The sequence below is a fragment of the Streptomyces sp. SP17BM10 genome, from assembly GCF_036322405.1.
In the GTDB taxonomy this organism is placed as follows: Bacteria; Actinomycetota; Actinomycetes; order Streptomycetales; family Streptomycetaceae; genus Kitasatospora.
Map to the genome: position 1 here is coordinate 124,285 of NZ_JAQYXB010000619.1, position 20,353 is coordinate 144,637.

24 protein-coding genes are annotated in these 20,353 nt (G+C 73.1%); 9 read left to right on the top strand and 15 right to left on the bottom strand.

All coding sequences use genetic code 11. The features are described from left to right. Positions 1-6: 6 nt before the first annotated feature. Positions 7-240, bottom strand: a complete 234-nt coding sequence (locus PUR71_RS23940; protein WP_329929145.1) for a PTS glucose/sucrose transporter subunit IIB — start codon at positions 238-240, stop codon at positions 7-9. Positions 241-638: 398 nt separating this feature from the next. Between PUR71_RS23940 and PUR71_RS23945 the strand changes: the two genes are divergently transcribed. The 3 genes from PUR71_RS23945 (at position 639) to PUR71_RS23955 (ending at position 4,042) form a co-directional block, all read left to right on the top strand. Continuing rightward, on the top strand, positions 639-1,934 hold the full coding sequence (locus PUR71_RS23945) for a PTS transporter subunit EIIC (RefSeq protein ID WP_329929146.1): 1,296 nt from the start codon (positions 639-641) through the stop codon (positions 1,932-1,934). A gap of 534 nt (positions 1,935-2,468) precedes the next feature. Continuing rightward, a complete protein-coding gene (locus PUR71_RS23950; protein WP_329929147.1) occupies positions 2,469-3,746 on the top strand; it encodes a PTS transporter subunit EIIC in 1,278 nt (425 codons plus the stop codon). A gap of 113 nt (positions 3,747-3,859) precedes the next feature. Further along, positions 3,860-4,042, top strand: a complete 183-nt coding sequence (locus PUR71_RS23955) for a hypothetical protein (protein WP_329929148.1) — start codon at positions 3,860-3,862, stop codon at positions 4,040-4,042. Here the strand turns inward: PUR71_RS23955 and PUR71_RS23960 are convergent. After that, positions 4,030-4,776, bottom strand: a complete 747-nt coding sequence (locus tag PUR71_RS23960) for an MBL fold metallo-hydrolase (RefSeq protein WP_329929149.1) — start codon at positions 4,774-4,776, stop codon at positions 4,030-4,032. The two genes, PUR71_RS23955 and PUR71_RS23960, sit on opposite strands and share 13 nt — an antisense overlap. Positions 4,777-4,985: 209 nt before the next feature. Further along, entirely contained in the window at positions 4,986-5,171 is a 186-nt protein-coding gene (locus PUR71_RS23965; protein ID WP_443077539.1) for a MarR family transcriptional regulator, read from the bottom strand. A gap of 191 nt (positions 5,172-5,362) precedes the next feature. Here PUR71_RS23965 and PUR71_RS23970 point away from each other — a divergent pair, with 191 nt between their 5' ends. Continuing rightward, positions 5,363-5,857 (top strand): type II toxin-antitoxin system PemK/MazF family toxin, encoded by a 495-nt coding sequence (locus tag PUR71_RS23970; protein WP_329929150.1) that lies wholly within the window; start codon positions 5,363-5,365, stop codon positions 5,855-5,857. Between the two features lie 13 nt (positions 5,858-5,870). Here PUR71_RS23970 and PUR71_RS23975 read toward each other — a convergent pair whose 3' ends face one another. The 7 genes from PUR71_RS23975 to clpS all read right to left on the bottom strand — a co-directional run bounded on the left by PUR71_RS23975 (position 5,871) and on the right by clpS (position 10,703). Further along, entirely contained in the window at positions 5,871-6,839 is a 969-nt protein-coding gene (locus tag PUR71_RS23975; protein ID WP_329929151.1) for a PLP-dependent cysteine synthase family protein, read from the bottom strand. 73 nt (positions 6,840-6,912) lie between these two features. Then, entirely contained in the window at positions 6,913-7,191 is a 279-nt protein-coding gene (locus tag PUR71_RS23980) for a MoaD/ThiS family protein (RefSeq protein ID WP_218200404.1), read from the bottom strand. A gap of 114 nt (positions 7,192-7,305) precedes the next feature. Further along, on the bottom strand, positions 7,306-7,425 hold the full coding sequence (locus tag PUR71_RS23985) for a putative leader peptide (RefSeq protein ID WP_327677307.1): 120 nt from the start codon (positions 7,423-7,425) through the stop codon (positions 7,306-7,308). 161 nt (positions 7,426-7,586) lie between these two features. Next, on the bottom strand, positions 7,587-8,018 hold the full coding sequence (locus tag PUR71_RS23990) for a M67 family metallopeptidase (protein ID WP_329929152.1): 432 nt from the start codon (positions 8,016-8,018) through the stop codon (positions 7,587-7,589). 69 nt (positions 8,019-8,087) lie between these two features. Then, the gene (locus PUR71_RS23995; RefSeq protein ID WP_329929153.1) at positions 8,088-9,542 is read right to left on the bottom strand and encodes an amino acid permease; all 1,455 of its coding nucleotides are present in this window, start codon (positions 9,540-9,542) and stop codon (positions 8,088-8,090) included. Between the two features lie 224 nt (positions 9,543-9,766). Then, a complete protein-coding gene (locus PUR71_RS24000; RefSeq protein ID WP_329929154.1) occupies positions 9,767-10,339 on the bottom strand; it encodes a DUF2017 domain-containing protein in 573 nt (190 codons plus the stop codon). 70 nt (positions 10,340-10,409) lie between these two features. Beyond that, positions 10,410-10,703, bottom strand: coding sequence for an ATP-dependent Clp protease adapter ClpS (gene clpS, locus PUR71_RS24005; protein WP_280680041.1), 294 nt, complete (start codon positions 10,701-10,703; stop codon positions 10,410-10,412). 152 nt (positions 10,704-10,855) lie between these two features. Between clpS and PUR71_RS24010 the strand changes: the two genes are divergently transcribed. Both PUR71_RS24010 and PUR71_RS24015 read left to right on the top strand, forming a co-directional pair. Continuing rightward, complete coding sequence (locus tag PUR71_RS24010) at positions 10,856-12,172, top strand: nicotinate phosphoribosyltransferase (protein WP_329929155.1); 1,317 nt, start codon at positions 10,856-10,858, stop codon at positions 12,170-12,172. A gap of 258 nt (positions 12,173-12,430) precedes the next feature. Continuing rightward, on the top strand, positions 12,431-13,018 hold the full coding sequence (locus PUR71_RS24015; RefSeq protein WP_329929156.1) for an isochorismatase family protein: 588 nt from the start codon (positions 12,431-12,433) through the stop codon (positions 13,016-13,018). A 17-nt stretch (positions 13,019-13,035) separates the two neighbouring features. On the opposite strand, the gene PUR71_RS24020 is transcribed toward PUR71_RS24015, so the two are convergent. After that, positions 13,036-14,040 carry a hypothetical protein gene (locus tag PUR71_RS24020; RefSeq protein ID WP_329929157.1) on the bottom strand — a complete coding sequence of 335 codons (1,005 nt, stop codon included), beginning with the start codon at positions 14,038-14,040 and terminating at the stop codon, positions 13,036-13,038. Between the two features lie 256 nt (positions 14,041-14,296). On the opposite strand from PUR71_RS24020, the gene PUR71_RS24025 reads away from it, so the two are divergent. Together PUR71_RS24025 and PUR71_RS24030 are read left to right on the top strand one after the other, a co-directional pair. After that, complete coding sequence (locus PUR71_RS24025) at positions 14,297-14,839, top strand: hypothetical protein (RefSeq protein WP_329929158.1); 543 nt, start codon at positions 14,297-14,299, stop codon at positions 14,837-14,839. A gap of 469 nt (positions 14,840-15,308) precedes the next feature. Then, positions 15,309-15,848, top strand: a complete 540-nt coding sequence (locus PUR71_RS24030; RefSeq protein WP_329929159.1) for a hypothetical protein — start codon at positions 15,309-15,311, stop codon at positions 15,846-15,848. 4 nt (positions 15,849-15,852) lie between these two features. Here the strand turns inward: PUR71_RS24030 and PUR71_RS24035 are convergent, their stop codons facing one another. Next, positions 15,853-16,407: a DinB family protein gene (locus tag PUR71_RS24035; protein WP_329929160.1), complete on the bottom strand. Its 555-nt coding sequence runs from the start codon at positions 16,405-16,407 to the stop codon at positions 15,853-15,855. Between the two features lie 102 nt (positions 16,408-16,509). Continuing rightward, entirely contained in the window at positions 16,510-17,223 is a 714-nt protein-coding gene (locus tag PUR71_RS24040) for an endonuclease V (RefSeq protein ID WP_329929161.1), read from the bottom strand. Positions 17,224-17,454: 231 nt separating this feature from the next. Between PUR71_RS24040 and PUR71_RS24045 the strand changes: the two genes are divergently transcribed. Next, positions 17,455-17,688: a hypothetical protein gene (locus tag PUR71_RS24045; RefSeq protein WP_329929162.1), complete on the top strand. Its 234-nt coding sequence runs from the start codon at positions 17,455-17,457 to the stop codon at positions 17,686-17,688. A 43-nt stretch (positions 17,689-17,731) separates the two neighbouring features. Here PUR71_RS24045 and PUR71_RS24050 read toward each other — a convergent pair whose 3' ends face one another. After that, entirely contained in the window at positions 17,732-18,472 is a 741-nt protein-coding gene (locus tag PUR71_RS24050) for an RDD family protein (RefSeq protein WP_329929163.1), read from the bottom strand. A gap of 89 nt (positions 18,473-18,561) precedes the next feature. Beyond that, the gene (locus tag PUR71_RS24055) at positions 18,562-19,977 is read right to left on the bottom strand and encodes an RDD family protein (RefSeq protein WP_329929164.1); all 1,416 of its coding nucleotides are present in this window, start codon (positions 19,975-19,977) and stop codon (positions 18,562-18,564) included. Positions 19,978-20,353: the final 376 nt, after the last annotated feature.

A 20,353-nucleotide genomic window follows, 5' to 3' on the forward strand; every position in this document is an offset into this window, starting at 1 on the left:
CTCAGCTCACATCATGTCCTCGATGTCGGCGGCGATCGGGTCGGCGTCGGTGCCGATGACGACCTGGATCGCGGTGCCCATCTTGACGACGCCGTGGGCGCCGGCGGCCTTGAGGGCGACCTCGTCGACCAGGGAGGCGTCCTTGACCTCGGTGCGCAGGCGGGTGATGCAGCCCTCGACCTCTTCGATGTTGTCGATGCCGCCCAGACCGGCGACGATCTTCTCAGCCTTGCTGGCCATCTGATTTCTCCCTTTGTCTCGGCCCGCCGGCTGCTCTGCCGGGCGCCGTCCTGCGCTGTGCTGGTACCACCCGGCCGGGGCCGGTGAGGTCGCTGCCGGGTCTGACGCGGGTTCAGCTGTGGTCGTGCTGCTGGGCAGCGCGACAAGCATCACCCGGGTCGGTCCGGTCCGCCACGTTAGTCCACTTTTGGCCCAGTCCGGCGCGCACCGTCGCGGATCTGCGCCCGAGGATGACGATCAGCGGGGTTCCGTCCCGGCGTGCGGCCTGTGTCCTTCAGTGGTCTACACCAATATATGGGTACTCCGATGAACGCAGGAAGGACCCCGGGTGTTCCTGGGGCCTGCTCGAGGCTCCCGCCGGGGGTCGGCGGTCGGCAACTGCTCCCGGAGGGCGAAGCATGAGTTCGGCAGGCGCCACGGCCCCGGCCCCGCAGACCACGTGGTGGCACTCCTTCTACGGCGGCCTCCAGAAGATGGGCCGCTCGCTCCAGCTCCCGGTGGCGGTGCTCCCGGCGGCGGGCATCCTGAACCGGCTCGGGCAGCCCGACGTCTTCGGCGCGGACGGCCTCGGCTGGACGGACGTCGCCACGGTCTTCGCGGCGGCCGGCGGCGCCCTGCTGGACTCGGCGCTCGGCCTGCCGATGCTGTTCTGCGTCGGCGTGGCGATCGGCATGGCGAAGAAGGCGGACGGCTCGACGGCGCTGGCCGCCGTCGTGGGCTTCCTCGTCTTCTACAAGGTGCTGCACGCCTTCCCGGAGCACTGCAAGCCGCCGACGGTGCTGGTCAGCGACCAGTGCGTGGACTACGGGTCGGCGAAGGCGGCGAACGCGACGTACCAGAACCCGGGGGTGCTGGGCGGCATCCTGATCGGCCTGATGTCGGCGTGGCTGTGGGTGCGCTTCCACCGCACCAAGCTGGTCGACTGGCTGGGGTTCTTCAACGGCCGCCGCCTGGTGCCGATGATCACGGCGCTGGTCGGCATGCTGACCGCGGTCGTCGCGCTGTGGGTGTGGCCACCGATCGGCCGCGGGCTCACCGACTTCAGCCAGACCCTGGCCGACCTCGGCGCGGTCGGCGCCGGCATCTTCGGCGTCTTCAACCGCGCGCTGCTGCTGATCGGCATGCACCAGCTGCTGAACACGTTCGTCTGGTTCCAGTTCGGCGAGTTCACCAAGCCGGACGGCACGATCGCGCACGGGGACATTCCGCGCTTCCTGGCCGGCGACCCGACGGCCGGGCAATTCCAGTCCGGCTTCTTCCCGATCATGATGTTCGCCCTGCCCGCCGCCGCGCTCGCGATCGCGCACGCGGCCAAGCCGCACCGCCGGAAGGAAATCTACGGCCTGATGCTCTCGGTGGGCCTGACCTCCTTCGTCACCGGCGTCACCGAGCCGATCGAGTACTCCTTCGCCTTCCTCGCCCCGGTCCTGTACGGCGTGCACGCGCTGCTGACCGGCGCCTCGATGGCCGTCACCTGGGGGCTCGGGGTACACGACGGCTTCAGCTTCTCGGCCGGCCTGATCGACTACGTCATCAACTGGGGGCTGGCCACGAAACCGTGGCTGATCATCGTCATCGGCCTGTGTTTCGCCGTGGTGTACTACGCGCTCTTCTGGTTCGTCATCGTCAAGTTCGACCTGAAGACACTGGGACGCGAGGACGAGGACGAAGTCGAGGACGTCACGAAAGCCTGACCCGACAGAATTTCGCCATGGCCTCCGGACCCGTCGGTCCGGGGGCCTTCGACTTCCCCGGAAAGGACCGAATACCCGGTGGGCCGAACAATTCCGATACCCGCGAGGGAACACCGGCCCGACGTCCGGACCCGACGACCGGCCCGGCGGTCGGCCCGGCGGTCGGCCCGCTCGCGTGACGGACGTCGCAGCACACCCGCCCGGAGGACCGGCGGCCGTTCGTTCACTCTCCGGACCCGAGCCGACACCGAACCGACACGGAACCGGCTCCGACCCCGCTCCCCGGCGGGGCCCGTGTTTTTGTTGCGCAATTAGCCAAAATCCCGCTCCCGGCGGGTAATCATGATCGACCTTCCGAAAGTAGGTTTCGATTTCATAGCGCTTCCCGGCGGCACCGCTTTCCGGGGTTCCACCACTTCCCCACCCGTGCTACAAAACTGGTCTACACCACACGTGGTGTAGACCAGTTCGCGGTTCGGCCCCCTGTGCACCGTCCCCCCGACCGACCCGCCATGCCGTTAGGAAGCCACCCCCATGAGTCAGTCTGCGCAGGCACCGGCGCCCGCCACGGCTCCGGCCGCGCCAAGCCCCGCCAAGAAGTTCGGCCAGAACCTCCTCCAGGGTCTGCAGAAGATCGGCCGCAGCCTCCAGCTGCCCATCGCCGTTCTCCCCGCGGCCGGCCTCCTGCTGCGCCTCGGCCAGGACGACGTGTTCGGCAAGGACGGCCTCGGCTGGGACAAGGTCGCCGCGGTGTTCAACACCGCCGGCAGCGGCGTCTTCGACAACCTGCCGCTGCTGTTCGCGGTGGGCATCGCGATCGGCTTCGCGAAGAAGGCGGACGGCTCGACCGCGCTCGCCGCGCTGGTCGGCTTCCTGGTGTACAAGAACGTGCTCACCGCGTTCCCGGTCACCGAGGGCCACATCGCCGACGGCAAGTGGGTCGCCCCGACCTACCAGAACCCGGGTGTCCTCGGCGGCATCGTGATCGGCCTGCTGGCCGCCGTGCTGTGGCAGAAGTACCACCGCACCAAGCTGGTCGACTGGCTCGGCTTCTTCAACGGCCGCCGCCTGGTGCCGATCCTCATGGCCTTCGTCGGCACCGCCGTCGGCGTGCTCTTCGCCCTGACCTGGGGCCCGATCGGCGACGCCATCAAGAGCATGAACGACACCCTGATCGGCGCCGGCGCGCTCGGTGCGGGCGCCTTCGGCCTGGTCAACCGCGGTCTGCTGCCGGTCGGCATGCACCAGTTCGTGAACTCCTTCGCCTGGTTCCAGACCGGTGACTTCACCAAGCCCGACGGCACCGTCGTCCACGGCGACCTGACCCGCTTCTTCGCCGGCGACCCGACCGCCGGACAGTTCATGTCGGGCTTCTACCCGATCATGATGTTCGCGCTGCCCGCCGCCGCGCTGGCCATCGCCCACGCCGCCAAGCCGCACCGCCGCAAGGCCATCACCGGCATGATGCTGTCGCTGGCCCTCACCTCCTTCGTCACCGGTGTCACCGAGCCGATCGAGTTCGCCTTCGTCTTCATCGCCCCGGCCCTGTACGTCATCCACGCGGTCCTCACCGCCGTGTCGATGGCCGTCACCTGGGCGCTCGGCGTGCACGACGGCTTCACCTTCTCCGGCGGCCTGATCGACTACGTGCTCGCCTGGAACAAGGCCACCGAGCCGTGGCTGATCATCCCGATCGGCCTCGCCTTCGCGGCCCTGTACTACTTCCTGTTCCGCTTCGCGATCACCAAGTTCGACCTCAAGACCCCCGGTCGCGAGGACGACGAGGAGATCGAGGACGTCACCAAGGCCTGAGGCCCGCACCCCGTCCCGCGGCAACGACCCCGCCCCGCCGCTCCTTCCGTGAGCGGCGGGGCGGGGTCGTTCGCGGACGGATCCGGGCGACGCGGCGCGGCGAACCCCGCTCAGTGCGTCCGACGACGGCGGACCAGGGCGCGAGTGGCGGCGCCCACCAGCAGGGCGGCGCCACCCGCGATCACGACGGTGTGGTCGCCCTGCGCGCCGGTGGCGGCCAGCCGGTCAGCGGCAGCCGGCGCGCCAGGGAACGCCGGCCGCCGAAGAGCGCCCGCCGCCCCGGTCAGATCTCGTAGACGGCGCCCGGGCGGGCGAGGTCGACGGGGCCGGGGTAGGCGGCGGCCGCGTCGCGGCGGTTGTGCTCGGCGTCGGTCCACGGGGGGATGTGGGTGAGGACGAGGCGGCGGGCGCGGGCGGCGGTGGCGTGCTCGCCGGCCTCGCGGCCGTTGAGGTGGACGCCGAGGTAGGTGTCGCGGCCGTCGACGTAGGCGGCCTCGCAGAGGAGGAGGTCGGCGTCCCGGGCGAGTTCGACGAGGTCGGCGCTCTCGCCGGTGTCGCCGGAGTAGACCAGGGACCGGCCGCCGTGCTCGAGGCGGAAGGCGAACGCGTCCACCGGGTGGGCGACCTGGGCGACGCCGATCCGGAACGGGCCGAGGTCGAAGACGCCCGGGGTGAGGGTGCGGAAGTCGAAGACCTCCTTCATCCCCGGGTTCTCCGGCATGTCGTAGGCACGGGCGAGCCGCTCGGCGGTGCCGGCCGGGCCGTAGACGGGCATCGGGTCGGGGCAGCCCTCGGCGCGGTAGTTGCGGGCGACCCAGTAGGCGCACAGGTCGACGCAGTGGTCCGCGTGCAGGTGGCTCAGCAGGACGGCGTCGACGTCGTACAGGCTGGTGTACTTCTGCAGGGCGCCCAGCGCGCCGTTGCCGAGGTCGAGCACGACCTTGAAGCCGTCGGCCTCGACGAGGTAGCTGGAGCACGGGGAGTCGGCGGACGGGAAGCTCCCCGAGCACCCCACCACGGTCAGTTTCATCCGAGCCCCTCCGCCCCGACACGTCCTGGCTGCTGCTGGAAAATGGCAGGACAGACCGGAGAACCGGCCGGTAGCACTGCGTTCGCGTTGTCGAGAGTAAGGGCGGAGCGGCACTTTGCCCCCGTCCCCGTGCCGGGCTGTGGCTGGAATCACCAGAACGCCGGGGCCCGGGGCGGGGCAGCCGGAGGGCGCCCGGAGGTGGGGTCGGATCAGCGGTGGCCGGGCCGCTTGCGGGCCCAGGCGCGGATGGTCCCGGGGTACCAGCGGGGGTGGCCGCTGCCGTCGATGACGTCCGGGTCGGGCAGCAGCCCGTGGCGGCGGTAGTTGCGGACGGTCTCGGGCTGGACGTTGATGCAGCGCGCGATCTCGGCGTACGACCACAGCTCTTCACTCACGATGGCACCTCCGGATGGGTCGGGGGCGGACGTTCGTGAGGGCAGCCTTTCCAACCCCCGGCCGGGGGCCCGGTACAGATCGGGCGCCGTGGTCGATCCGTGACGAACCAGGAGCAACGCGCGGACAAATACTCAACTGTCACAGCGCTCACAGTGGTGGGGTCCACCACGGGCCCGGTACGGTTCGCCGCATGAACGGCACTACTGGCATCTGGGTGGTCCTGGCGGTCGCGGGCGTCGCCGTCCTCGCGGCCGTCGCGTCGGCGCTGGTGAAGCGCGCCCGGCCGGCGTCCCGGCCCGCCACGCGCCCGGCCCCGCGGCCCGCCGGCCCCGCCGGGCCCAAGCCGCGCCCGGCGGGCTCGACGCGCTCCGGGCCGGCGCCGCAGGAGATCTGGTGGGCCGAGGTGCCGTTCGAGGACGGCCCCGGTTCGAAGGACCGCCCGTGCCTGGTGCTGCGGGTGGACGGCCGTACGGCGACCGTCGCGAAGATCACCAGCAAGCACCACGCCGAGCGCCCCGGCGTGCTGCCGCTGCCGCCCGGCTCGGTGGGCGACGGCCAGGGCCGGACCAGCTGGCTGGAGACCGACGAGCTGCGGCGCGTGCCGCTGTCGGCCTTCCGCCGCCGGGCCGGCACCGTCGACCGTCAGGTCTGGGCCCGCGCCCAGCGGGCCCTGCAGAGCGGCTAGGGCCGGGGGCGGGCTACGCCCAGAGCTGGCCCTGCAGCGCCTCGACGGCCGCCTCGGTGGACTCGGCGGTGTAGATGCCGGTGGACAGGTACTTCCAGCCGCCGTCCGCGACGACGAAGACGACGTCCGCCCGCTCCCCCGCCGCCGCGGCCTTGCGAGCGACGCCGATCGCGGCGTGCAGGATGGCGCCGGTGGAGACGCCCGCGAAGATGCCCTCCAGCTGGAGGAGTTCGCGGGTGCGCCGCACGGCGTCGGCGGAGCCGACCGAGAAGCGGGTGGTGAGCACCTCGGCGTCGTACAGCTCGGGGACGAAGCCCTCGTCGAGGTTGCGCAGCCCGTACACGAGGTCGTCGTAGCGCGGTTCGGCGGCGACGATCCGCACGCCGGGGACCTTCTCGCGCAGGTAGCGGCCGACGCCCATGAGGGTGCCGGTGGTGCCGAGGCCGGCCACGAAGTGGGTGACGGTGGGCAGGTCGGCGAGGATCTCGGGGCCGGTGCCGGCGTAGTGGGCGCCCGCGTTGTCGGGGTTGCCGTACTGGTAGAGCATCACCCAGTCGGGGTGCTCGGCGGCGATCTCCTTGGCCATCCGGACGGCGGTGTTGGAGCCGCCGGCGGCCGGGGAGGAGATGATCTCGGCGCCCCACATGCGGAGCAGTTCGCGCCGTTCCTCGCTGGTGTTCTCCGGCATGACGCAGACCATCCGGTAGCCCTTGAGCTTGGCGGCCATGGCGAGCGAGATGCCGGTGTTGCCGCTGGTGGGTTCGAGGATGGTGCAGCCGGGGGTGAGCCGGCCGTCGGCCTCGGCCCGCTCGATCATGTGCAGCGCCGGGCGGTCCTTGATGGAGCCGGTGGGGTTGCGGTCCTCCAGCTTGGCCCAGAGGGTCACGAGGCCCTCCGCGTTGCCGGGCACGGCGGCGGACAGCCGCGGCAGGCGGACCAGCGGGGTGTTGCCGACGGCTTCGAGCGGACTGTCGTAACGCAAGGGAGGCCTCCGGCCACGGCGGTGAGGGTGAGGAGGGGTGGCTCCCCCGCCGCCGGGCGGGGGAGCCGGGAGCTCAGCGGGCGCCGCCGGCCACGGCGGGCAGGATGGTGACGCTGTCGCCGTCGGCGACGGCGGTGGAGATGCCCTCCAGGAAGCGGACGTCCTCGTCGTTCAGGTAGACGTTGACGAAGCGGCGCAGCTCGCCGCCCTCCAGCAGGCGGGCGGCGATGCCCGGGTGGCGGGCGTCGAGGTCGGTGAAGAGCTCACCGAGGTTGCTGCCGGTGCCCTCGACGGCCTTGGCGCCGTCGGTGTAGGTGCGGAGGATGGTCGGGATGCGGACCTCGATGGCCATGGGTGCGCTCCTGTGCGAGTCGTGAGGTGGGTGGGCCGCAGCGGGCGCGGCGGGGCGGAGGGTTGCGGGGCACGGCGCGGCCGGTGGCGGCGGGCCCGGTGGGGCGTGGGCGGCTCAGCGCGAGCGCGCGGGCGTGCCGGGACAGATCGCACTGGCGAGCCGGCACAGGTCGACGTGCAGGCGCGCCACGAGGCGGGTGCCCGGGGCCTGGGTGCTCACATCGACGGAACGCATGGGCTCATCGTATAGATTCCCGGCCCCGCTCCGACACGTCCGTCTCGGGATCCGGATGTTTTCGTTCCCTCTGGTGAGACCCGCCGGGGACCCGCCGGGGACGACGACGGCCCGCCGCCCGTTCGGTGACGGTCGGCGGGCCGCACCCGGGCGGGCTCGCGTCAGGCCGGGTAGGCCTCGACGACCTGGACGTCTTCCTCCGTGATCTCGCCGTCCACGATGCGGAACGAGCGGAACTCGTAGGCGTCCTCGGGAGCGTTGCCCTCGGCGGTGGAGACCAGGACGTAGTGGGCGAAGGGCTCGGAGGCGTAACTCACGTCGGTGCGCGACGGGTAGGCCTCGGTCGCGGTGTGCGAGTGGTAGACGATCACGGGCTCCTCGTCGCGGTCGTCCATCTCGCGGTAGAGCTTGAGCAGGTCGCCCGAGTCGAACTCGTAGAAGGTGGGCGAGCGGGCCGCGTTGAGCATCGGGATGAACCGCTCGGGACGGCCGCTGCCGGCCGGTCCGGCGACCACGCCGCAAGCCTCGTCCGGGTGGTCGGCGCGGGCGTGGGCGACGATCAGGTCGCGCAGTTCTCGGGTGATGGTCAGCATGCGGTCAGGATAGCCACGCCCCGGCGGCCCCCGGCAGGTGACCGGGGCGCCGGGGCCTCCGGGGAGCGGTCAGCGGGTCTCGTCGGCGTCGGCCGCGGCGTGCAGGTGGTCGTGCGCGACGCCGTGCACGGCCTCGGGGCGGCGGCTCTTGAGCACCTGGTAGCCGGCCACGAGCACGGCGGCCCAGACCGGGAAGACGTACAGCGAGATCCGGTTGTCCTCGTCGAGGGCGATCAGGACGACGACCAGGGCGAGGAAGGCGAGCGCGGCCCAGCTGACCCAGGCTCCGCCGGGCGCCTTGAAGGTGGGGGCCGGCAGGTGGCCGGCCCGCCAGGCCTTGCGGTAGCGGATCTGGGCGATCAGGATCATCGCCCACGTCCACAGGCCGCAGACCGTGGCGACGGAGGTGATGTACTCGAACGCCCTTGCCGGGACGAGGTAGTTGAGCACCACGCCGGCGCCCATCAGGATGCAGGACAGGGTGATGGCGAAGGCCGGCGTGCGGCGGGAGTTGAGCTTGGTGAGCTGCCCGGGGGCCTGTCCGCGCAGCGCGAGGTCGCGCAGCATGCGGCCGGTGGAGTACATGCCGGAGTTGCAGGAGGACAGCGCGGCGGTGAGCACGACGAAGTTGATGATGCCGGCCGCGGCGGGGATGCCGATCTTGCCGAAGGCGGCGACGAACGGGCTGACGCCGGGCTGGAACTCGGTCCACGGCACGAGGGAGAGGATGACGACCAGAGCGCCGATGTAGAACAGGGCGATGCGCCAGGGCAGGGTGTTGATGGCGCGCGGCAGGGTCTTCTCGGGGTTCTCGCTCTCGCCCGCGGTGACGCCGACGAGTTCGACGCCCAGGTAGGCGAACATGACGATCTGCAGGGTCATCACGGTGGCGCCGATGCCCTTGGGGAAGAAGCCGCCGTCCTGCCACAGGTGGGTGATCGACGCGGTGTCACCGGCCTTGCTGAAGCCGAGGGTGAGCACGCCGACGCCGATGAGGATCATGCCGATGATCGCGGTGACCTTGACCATCGAGAACCAGAACTCGATCTCGCCGAACAGCTTCACCGAGATCAGGTTGGCCGCGTAGAGGACGACGAGGAACGACAGCGCGCTGACCCACTGCGGGAAGCCGGGGGCCCAGAACTTCACGTAGACCGCCGCGGCGGTGGTCTCCGCCATGCCGGTGACGACCCAGAACAGCCAGTAGGTCCAGCCGGTCACGTAGCCGGCGAAGGGGCCGAGGAACTCGCGCGCGTACTCGGCGAAGCTGCCGGAGACCGGGCGGTAGGTGAGCAGTTCGCCGAGGGCCCGCATGATCGCGAAGATCACCACGCCGGCGACGGCGTAGGAGAGGATCAGGCTCGGGCCGGACTTGGAGATCGCCGTCCCCGCGCCGAGGAACAGGCCGGTGCCGATGGCGCCGCCGATCGCGATCATCTGGATCTGGCGGCTGCCGAGCCCCCGCTCGTAGCCCTCCTCGTCCGGTTCGGCGTCGACCACGTGGTCGTCCTGCTGCTCGGCCATGGGGCACCGTCCTGGGTGGGTCTCGTGGGGTGCAGAAGTCGTACCACGCAGGGTTCGCAGAGCGGTGTTCGTCTGAGCGTTATTTGAGCATGCCCTGGCATGGTTCGCCCGGTTTGAAGGGAAATGCCCCGGCTGATCGTCCACATACTGGACAAATCAACCGGGGCACTCCGTCGATCAGGCAGGATCGACCGCAGGCGGACGACCGGGGCGGCGCAAGGACCTCAGTCCGCGATCGCCTCCAGCAGCGACTCCTGGAGCGCGCCCAGCCACAGGTACGCCATCACCAGCGGCTTGCGCTCGTCGCCGTCCGGCAGGTCGTAGAGGCCCTGCTCGTCCTCCTCGGTGACCTCCAGCCGGGCGCCCAGCGTCAGCCGCAGGTCGTTGAGGGCGCCCAGCCAGCGCAGGCAGTCCGGGGCGGGCAGCTTGAGCACGCCACCGCCGCCGAGGCCGTCCAGCGACCGGATGACGAGCAGCGCGTCGTCGCGCTTGTGGGCCCGCAGGTCGAGCTCGGTGTAGCGGCGGAACTCCGCGGCGGCCGCCTTGGCCTCCGCGTCCGCAGGCTTCGCCGGATCCCCGTAGGCGTCCGGGAAGAGCCGGGCCAGCGCCGGATCCGCGGGAGCCTCGGTCGGCCCCTCGGCGAACAGCGCCGCCAGCGGGTCGGCGCCCTCCCCGCCCGGGCCGGGGCCGATCAGCTCCAGCATCTGCACTTCCAGCGAGCGCAGGATGGAGGCCTCCACCTCGTCCAGCGCGATCGCCGCGCTCCCGCCACCGGTGCCCTCGAACAACCCAGCCATCTGTATCGGTCAGCCCGTCTTCGTCGTCACTCGTCGTCCGTACCCGGGGATCCCCGACGGGGCCCGGAGGTCAGTCGTGCTGCAGCGTGGCCCAGAGGCCGTAGCCGTGCATCGCCTGGACGTCGCGCTCCATCTCCTCGCGGGACCCGCTGGAGACGACCGCCCGACCCTTGGTGTGGACGTCCATCATCAGCTTGCGCGCCTTGTCCTTCGGGTACCCGAAGTAGGCCTGGAAAACGTACTGGACGTAGCTCATCAGGTTGACCGGGTCGTTGTGCACGATGGTCACCCAGGGGGTGTCGGGCTCCGTCACCGGCAGTCCTTCGACCTCCGGGCGCTCGATCTCCACGGGCGCGACACTCACCGCCGGGTCCTCCTCGCTGCGCCCTCACGGCGCTCGACGTCCAAGCCCTTCCAGTGCCCATGCTGCCATCCGGGGGACCCCCGGGCGATTTCGCCCCGGCCCGTGGACGAGAAATCGTCAATCTGACGCTAAGTAGTAGTAACATCATCCGCATGGACGCCACTTCAGTGCGCGCGGCCGGTTCGACCGCGCTCCTCACCGACCGCTACGAGCTCACCATGCTGCAGGCCGCCCTGCGCAGCGGGGCCGCGCACCGCCGCTCCGTCTTCGAGGTGTTCACCCGGCGGCTGCCGAGCGGGCGGCGCTACGGGGTGATGGCCGGCACCGGCCGGGTGCTCGACGCGGTCGAGGACTTCCGCTTCACGCCCGCCCAGCTGGACTGGCTCGCCGGCCAGGGCGTCGTCGACGACGAGACCCTGCGCTACCTCGCCGACTACCGCTTCACCGGTGACATCCACGGCTACCCCGAGGGCGAGGTCTACTTCCCCGGCTCGCCGCTGCTCACCGTCACCGGCACCTTCGCCGAGGCGGTGATCCTGGAGACCGTCATCCTCTCGATCCTCAACCACGACTCGGCGATCGCCGCCGCCGCCTCCCGGATGACCGCCGCCGCCGGCGGCCGCCCCGTCATCGAGATGGGCGCCCGCCGGGCCCACGAGCGGGCCGCCGTCTCCGCCGCCCGGGCCGCCTACGTGGCCGGTTTCGCGGCCACCTCCGACCTGGAGGCCGGCTTCACCCACGGCATCCCCACCACCGGCACCGCAGCGCACGCCTTCACCCTCGTCCACGACAGCGAGCGGGACGCCTTCCAGGCCCAGATCGCCTCCATGGGCAAGGGCACCACCCTGCTGGTCGACACCTACGACCTGCGCGAGGCCGTGCGCACCGCCGTCGAGGTGGCCGGGCCCGAACTCGGCGCCGTCCGGATCGACTCCGGCGACCTCACCCTGCTCGCCCACCGCGTCCGCCGCCAGCTCGACGACCTCGGTGCCGAGAACACCCGGATCATCGTCACCTCCGACCTCGACGAGTACGCGATCGCCGCGCTCGCCGCCGCCCCCGTCGACGGGTACGGCGTCGGCACCAGCCTCGTCACCGGCAGCGGCCACCCGACCTGCGCCATGGTCTACAAGCTGGTCGCCCGCGCCGAGACGCCGGACGGGCCGCTGGTCCCGGTCGCCAAGCGCGCGGCCGGCGGCAAGACCAGCATCGGCGGCCGCAAGTGGGCGGCCCGCCGGCCCGACGCGGACGGCGTCGCCGAGGCCGAGGTCGTCGGCACCGGGCCCGTCCCGGCCGAGCTGGAGCCGCACCTGAGGCAGGTGCCGCTCGTCCTGGCCGGGGAGACCGTCGGCCGCGAGCCGCTCGCCGCCGCGCGCGACCGGCACGTCCGCGCCCGCGCCGCGCTGCCGCTGTCGGCCACTCAGCTCTCCAAGGGCGACCCGGTCCTGCCGACCGAACTCGTTCTCTAGGGCGGGTCTTGCCGATCCGCAAGAGCCGACCCAGCGCCCGGCGCCGGGTGGCGCAGGGCACCACGGGCCTTCCGCCTCCGCGCGCCACTCCCTAGAGTCAGCCGTAGAGTTCCCATGGAGTCCCCGGGAACTCCCCGCGTACGTTCCGCGAACGATCCGCGCGCGCCCACCCGCCCGCGGGCCGGGCCCTCCCGGGGACCCCCACCACCGGGGCACCCGCTTCCACCGGACGCCCCCCACATTTCGAGGATGCGAGCCATGCACCGGGCACTGATCGTCGTCGACGTGCAGAACGACTTCTGCGAGGGCGGCAGCCTGGCCGTCGCCGGCGGCGCCGAGGTGGCCGCCGCCATCACCGACCTGATCGCCGAGTCCTCCGCCGGCTACCACCACATCCTCGCCACCCGCGACCACCACATCGACCCGGGCGACCACTTCTCCGCCGAGCCGGACTACGTCACCAGCTGGCCGGTGCACTGCGTCGCCGGCACCGAGGGCGTGGGCTTCCACCCCAACTTCGCGCCGGCCGTCATCTCCGGCGCGGTCGAGGCGGTCTTCGACAAGGGCGCCCACTCGGCCGCGTACAGCGGCTTCGAGGGGCTGGACGAGAACGGGCGCGGGCCGGTCGAGTGGCTGCGCGAACGTCAGGTCGACGAGGTCGACGTGGTGGGCATCGCCACCGACCACTGCGTCCGGGCCACCGCGCTGGACGCGGCCAGGGCCGGGTTCACCACCCGCGTCCTGCTGGACCTCACCGCGGGGGTCGCGGCACGGACCACCGCCGCCGCGCTGGAGGAGCTCCGGGCGGCCGGGGTCGAGCTGGTGGGCACTCCGGTCGTGCGCTGACGCCTCCGGGGCGCGTCCTAGGCGAGCAGCAGTTCCACGACGTCCGTCCCGCCCTCCCGGAAGGCCTCGCGCAGCTCGCCCCCGACGGCCTCCGGGTCGGCGGCCAGGCGCGCCCCGCTGACGTAGACCACCCGGATGCCCAGGTACTCCATCCGGTGCTGCCCCCCGCGCACCCACGCGGCCTCCCCCTCGCTGACGCAGCGCAGGTCCGAGTCCACCTCCACCGCGACGCCGCGCTGCGGCCAGTAGAGGTCCGGGACGGCGATGTACGTGCCGCCGCGCATCCGCAGCTCCGGGCCGGCCAGCGGGGCGGGCAGCAGCCACTCGTCCACCAGCTCGCCGAGCCGCTCCAGCACCGAATCCCGCTCGGCGGCCAGCAGTTCGTCCAGCGCCGCCCGCACCCGCGGTTCGGCGGTCAGCCCCGACTCGGCCAGCTCGGTGGCCAACTCCCGCACGGTGCACCGGCCCTCGGGCCGTGACACGGCCTCCCGCAGGACCGCGCGGACCGGCGCCGGGGCCATCCCGCCCGCCGTCCACTCGCACAGCGCGTCGGCCACCGCCCTGGCCACCGGCGCACAGGCCAGGCCGTGCACCGAGCGGGCCACCAACTCCCGCTCGGTGCGCAGGATCCGCACCTCACCGACGTCCTTCAGGCGGCGCTGGCGCGGCACCAGGACGTCCACCCCGGTGACGGCCGGCAGCCGCGGCACGGCGGCGAAGCCGTACAGCGCGAGCGCCGCCGTGCCGGTGATCACCGCGCCCTCGCGGCGGCCCTCCTCGCGGCCGTTCTGCGCCGCGTACAGCAGCGCGGCCCACATCCGCTGCTCCGGGGTGGGCTCCCCGACCTGCAGCAGGTACACCCGGGGCAGGACGCGCTGCCAGGGACCGCCCCGGCGGCAGTGCTCGGTGATGACGCGAGCCGGCACGCCCCGGGCGCGCAGCTGGCTCGCGGTGACGACGTTCTGCTGACGCTTCGCCAGCTCCTCCAGGGACGGCGGCGGCGAGGGGATGCGGTAGGTCATGCCGACACCATCCCCAACCGCCCGGACCTGCGAGCCGCTGCCTGACGCACTGTTACCCAACCGTCGCGAAACCGGGACCAGCCTGCACTAAAGTCCCCATACCCTCACTCTTTCGGAGTAATGGATGCCAATACGCTTTTCTTATTTGATCGAAAACGATCAACGACCAGGTCGTCTGACCGAGGGTGACCAAAGGCATACGGCGAGACACCCTCCAGGCGTCACTCCCGCCCGTGGGATTGCCTAGTCTTACGTCATGTCACGTGACGAGACCGCAGGCCTCCGCGCGGCCCAACTCCGCCTCGGCCGCCTGCCCGGATACGTCCGCCGCCCGGACCCGGCCCGCCGCAGCGGCGAACAGGGCCATACGTACAAGAAGGGCTGGGAGGTCCGCTTCACCGCCCGCAGCGAAGCCGAGATAGCGGAGATCCGCGACCTCGTCGTCGCCGCCGGCTTCGCCCCCGCCAGACCCTTCTTCAAGGGCCACCAGCTCATCCAGCCCGTCTACGGCATGGCCGCCGTCCAGGCCTACCTGGCCGCGAGACAGGCGGCCGAGGAACACGCCGCACGCACCGCCCTCGGCCGCCGACGACGCGTCACCAGTGCTCACTCCAGCCGCTCCTGCGAGGAGGGCGCGGGCACGACGGCCGCGAACGCCGCCGGGGCCGCCGGGGCCGCCGCGGCGGCAGCCGCCCAGCTCGCCCGCCGACGGGCCATCGAGACCTTTCCCGCCCAGACCGAACGCAGCACCGCCGCGGACGACCGCATCTCCCCCGCCGAGGCTCGCCCGCACCACTGACGGACCGTCAATACCGCCACGCCCCGGTCAGCGTGCCCCCGGGGCGTGGCCGCACCACCCCCCGGACGCCGGAAACCGGGCGCCCCGGTCGTACGTGCGGTTGCGCGTGCACGCCTTCGCGCCGTGGGCGTGGACGTCAGCCGCCGCAACGCCTACGGTGACACATCAACCGCCGCGCGGCCCACGCCGACCTCACCGACAGCACGCCCCCAGCACGCCTCTGACCAGCCTCGACACGCTCACCCCCACGCCCCAGCGGCATTGCGCACCACCCTCCCGCCGATCCCCCCGCCGCCGCCGCGCCGGCCGCGCCCGCACCGCGCCGCACCGGCCGGCACGGGAACCGGCCGAGCGGCGGCGGGATCCGGGCATTCCATCCGATTGGTCACCCAGCGCACCGAGGGCCTACCGTAGAGTGAGCACAGATGATCGACCGTCAGACGCCCATCTCCCTTGCCGAGAAGTCGAGATGACCAACCGCCACACGAGCTCCGCCGAGCCACCCCCGGGGCCCGGCGAACCGGCCGGCCCACCGGGCCGCGCACCGGCCGACGCGCCGGGCGACACGCCCGCGGGCGTCCCCGCGGAACTGCCCGTCGACCTTCCGTTCGTCCTGCCCGCGGACGTGCCCGTGGACTTCGCCGCCTTCTGCGAGCTCCACCGCCCGCGGTACCTCAGCTACGCCCGGGTCTGGCTCCCCGACCGCGCCGAGGCGGCCGCCGCCGTCCAGCAGGCCTTCGCCGAAATCGCCGTCCACTGGCGCGAGTTGCTCGGCACCGCCAACCCCACCGCGCACGCCTGGCAGATCCTGCGCGGCACCGTCGCCGACCACACCCGCCGGCCGGTGCCCGCCACGCCGCAGCGCCACCCCGCCGACGACGACCTGGCGATCCTCCACTACGTCGTCGGCCTCGCCGCGCCCGAGATCGCCGACGTCATCGGCACCGACACCGCCAGCGTGGCCGGCCGGCTGCGCCGCACCATGCTGCGCGAGGCCTCCGGCTGGTGAGGTGCTACGCGTGCCGCGCGCCGGTCACGTCGTACAGGTGGTGCACCGGGTCGTGGACCAGGTAGCGGGAGAACGACTCCACCGTGAACCGCGCACCGTCGCTCCGGTTCCCGGTCCGCCGCCACTGCTCCTCCCCCGCGACCGCGTCGAACGCCGCCGCCAGCACCTCGGCCGCCGCCACCAGTTCCTCCGCCACCACGGCGGGCTCCTGCTCCCCGTACCGCTCGGCGACGGCCGTCCCGTCCTGGTCCCAGTCGGCGAACAGCGGCCCGTCCTGCGTCAGCATCAGCCCCAGCCGCACGTGGAACAGCCGGAACACGTCCCGCACGTGGCACGCGTACTCCAGCGCCGACCACACCCCGGGCGCCGGCCGCCGGCGCACTCCGGCCGCGCCCAGCACCTGCGCCCAACTCGCCGCGTTCGCCCGGATCATGCCCGCGACGTCCTCCCGGACGACGGCCGGCGTCTCCAGCCCGCACTCCGGGCAGGCGCGCTCCAGCACCCAGGTCCAGTCCTTGACGTCCGGCTCGATGGCGGCGGTGTTCCCCGAATCACTCATGTCCCCAAGCATGGAACCGGGCCAATCCCCTGACCAGCACGATTGCCGCCACCCCTCACCGAATTACCGCCACGCCCGGCAGCGACCGGAACCACGGCGACGTCAGTCCGTCGACGACCCCTGCGCCGGCGCCCCCTGCGCCGCCGTCAGCGCTCCGCGGCAGAGGTGGTCGGCGCGGCGGGTGGTCTCGGGGAGGCGGTAGCGGCGGGCGAGGTGGAGGGTGGTGGCGACGGCGGTGTCGAGTCCGATGCGGTGGCCGACGGAGACGAACACGGGTTTGACGCCGGGCTGCGTGCGGACGGCCCGGCCGACCTCCTCGCCGTCGGCGGGGTCGGTGAGGGGGCTGGTGGAGCCGCGCGGGGCGTCGGGGGCCCGGTGGTCGAAGGTGAACGGGGTCTTGGCGACACCGAGGGTGCGCAGGCCGGTGAGGACGCCGAGGTGGCTGGCGAGGCCCAGGCGGCGCGGGTGGGCGAGCCCGTAGCCGTCGCAGACGACGAGGTCGGGGGTGCGGGTGAGACCGGCGAGGGCGTCGAGGACGGCGGGGACCTCGCGGAAGGCGAGGAGCCCGGGGACGTACGGGAAGGCGATCCGCCCGGCGGCGGTGGCCTGCTCGACGACGTCGAGGGTGTCGGCGTCGAGGAGGACGGCGGCCGCGACGACGAGGTCCCGGTCGTCGTCGTAGGCGACGTCGACGCCGGCGACGAGCCGTACGGCGGCGGCGTCCGGGTCGTCGTGGGCCCGGACGAGCGGACGGAGCCGCTCCTGTTCGGCGCGGGCCTCGGCCTCGGTGGTGGGCCAGTCGGCGGGGATGGGCACGGGCGGTTCCCCCTGGGGTGATGGTGCGCGGGTGGACGGTCGGTCCCGATCACCGTACCGAGCGGCCCGGACGACCCCCGGGGTGAGCCCGTGCGCCCCCCGTGCCCCGGGGGCGGGGGGTTAGCCTGGACTTACCGAACTCCTGTGCCGGGTAGGACTCCTGGCGGCCGGTGCCGCACCGGCCGGAGCTCCCCGACCGCCCGTTTCCCCCGACGTGCGAAGGACCCCGCCATGCCGCGTCCGTCCGCTGCCCAGTTGCTCCTCGGTACGTTCACCGTCGTCGCCACCACCGTGGTGCTGCTGGCCGTCTCGGGCGCCGCGGGCGTCCTGGAGGTCGCGGTGCTGGTGGGCTTCGCCCTGGCGCTCGGCACGCTGGTGGCGCTGCTGCCCCTGCCGTCGTCGCGGTCCGGGCGGGCGGCCCGGGTGCCGACGCCGGCCGGGCACGAGTACGCCCGGCCGCGCTGATCCGCCGCCGGGCGTCCCGTTCCGGGCGTAGCCGCTCCACCGGTCAGGCCGTGGAGACCACCACGGTCTTCGCGGCCTTGTCGTGGATGCACTGACGGTAGGGCTTGTCGAAGACGCCGAAGAGCCCGTCGATGATCCACCACAGGATGGCGCAGCAGAGCACGGCGGGCAGGATGAAGACGGCGGCTCGGGTCCAGGCGGCCGACTGGGTGGGCGAGTTGCCGTCGACGAGCATGGCGACGCGGACCTTCATCGCCTTCTTGCCCAGCGTCTGGCCGTCCCGGCTGAGCATGAGGCCCTCGTAGACGAAGTAGAGGGCGCAGGCGAGCCAGAACGCCCCGGTCTCGCCGGAGCGGTCGCCGAGGCGCGCGAAGGGCAGGAGGACGAGGATGGCGACCACCTGGACGAGCAGGTAGTCGATGATCCGGGCGAGGATCCGGTTGGGCCAGCTGCCGAGAGGCGGCATCCCGGGGACGGGGCCGCCGGTGGGGGTGCCGTAGGCGTTCGGGTCGCGGCCGGGCGGGTGCTGGCCGTGGGGCGGCTGTCCGTAGGGGTCCTGTCCGTACGGCGGCTGGCCGTAGCCGGGCGCACCCTGGGGCGGGCCGCCGTAGGTGCCGCCGTACGCGCCGGGGCGGTCCTGGGGGGCGTCGGCGGGCGGCGGGTTTCCGTACGGGTCCGACGGCTTGCCTTCCGGCGTGCCGCCGCCCGACTGCGGGGACTGCTTGTCGAAGGAGGGCTTGCCGCCCCCCTCCGGCTGGGGGCCTGAGGGGTCGTTGGTGCTCATCCCCCGAGTAGAACATCACACATTCTCAGGGTTAGGGATATTCCGTCCGTTTTGCACCGGCGGGGCGGGAAGCGGCCGGGCCCCGCCGCTCAGTCGCGGACGACCCGGGTGCGCGCCGCCCGGTCGTGCCAGCCGCGGCGGGCCGGGCGGTCGAGGAGCGGCCAGAGCAGGGCGACGGGGAGGAGGAGCGACAGCTGTCTGACGGTCCACCGCAGCAGTGAGCGGCCGAGGCTCAGCCGGGTGCGGACGGCGGCGCTCGGGGAGGCGGCGGCGTCGGCCACCCGGATCCCGGCGAGCCGCTTGCCGAAGGTCTGGCCAGTGCGGGCGGTCGGCAGCACCTCGTAGAGCAGGCTGACGAAGAGCAGGATGCCGAGCAGGACGGCGATCTTGCCGACCACGACGTCGTCCACCAGCCACACCTGGACCTCGTGGCGGCTGAGGGCGCTGGCCATCCGGGCCTGGTCGAGCTTCTCCTGGATGTGGTCGGACACGGCGCTGCCGAGCGGGATCCCGGCCGCGGTGGCGACGACCGCGAGGACGGTGGTGTCGACGGCGCGCGCGGCGAGCCGCCGGCCGAGCCCGGCGGGCGGGGCGGGCGCGGGGCGGCGGCGCGCGGTGGCCTGCCGCTGCGGGCGGGCGGTGGCAGGGGCGGGGGCCGGAGCCGGGGCGGGGGCCGGAGCCGGGGTCGCTTCGGCCACGTCGTGGGACTCCTCCGACGCGGGGGCGGGTGCGACGGACACCGGCTCGGCGAGCGTCGTCCGGACCGCCACCGGGGAAGCCGACGGGACCGAGGCGGCCGGGACGGCCGGAACGGCCGCGGCGAGCACCGCCGCCGGACCGGGGGCCGCCGCCGGACCGGGGGCCGCGCCGACCACCACCGGATCGGCGTCGGCCGCCGCCGCCTCATCAACCGGAGTGCACCTCTCGTCCGCGCGCCCCTCCTCTTCGCCGGGCGCCTCCGGAAGCACCCCCCACGAGACCCAGCGCGGCGCCCCGCCCGTCTCCATCAGGCCCCGCTGCGCGCGCGGGTCGGCCTGCCATCCGGTCGCGTCGGTCGCCGTCGGCCCACCGGGGCCACCGGGGCCGCCCGGCTCCCCGGCCGCCCGGAACACCGGCCCCCCGGCCGACTCCAGCCGCGGCCCGATGACGAACGAGGCCCCGCCCTCCGTCTGGTCCAGGTACACCGGCCCGGTGTCCCCGGAGGCGCGCTCCCCGGCGCCGCCCCCACCGTCCGACGGAGCGGGCTCGGGCTCCCGGACCGGCACGGCGGGCGGCGGCACGGGCCGCCCGCCCGCCGGGGCGCCGGCACCCGCCCCCGGTCGCCGGGCCGCGAAGCGCGGCGGCTCCAGCACCTCGCCGTCCGCCGGGGCGGGCCGGCTGGTGCCCGGCACCCAGGCGGAGCCGCCCCAGTACCGGACGAAGCCGGGGATCGAGGGGTCGGCGTAGTAGCCAGGCTCGGGCCCGACCGCCGTGTCCGCGCCGCCGGCGAAGGGCTGGTCCGTCATACGGGGTCTTCTTTCCTGGCAGGTCCCGGCGGCGCCGCGGCACGCCCGCCCGGCGGGCCCGCGGGCGGCCCGGGGCGCGGCGGGCGGCTCCGCGGGCGGTGCGTGTGGGGGCATCACCGGAAGGTCAGACAGTCGCCGGGCAGTCACAAAGGGTAGTACCTCGGCGGACCGGTGACGGGAAATCGGCGAATCCCCGGACACCGGGTGGCCGCCCGGGGTATGGGATCCGACCGCGCCGCCTCCTGGCGCGCGGACGCGTTCGCGCGCCCTCAACGCCTCCGTTCACAACCCCGGGCGGAACTTTCCGGAGAAATTCCGGAAACACGAGTAAGAGCCGGCGCGGACCTCTCTCTCAAAGGGCACAGGGCCCGGAACC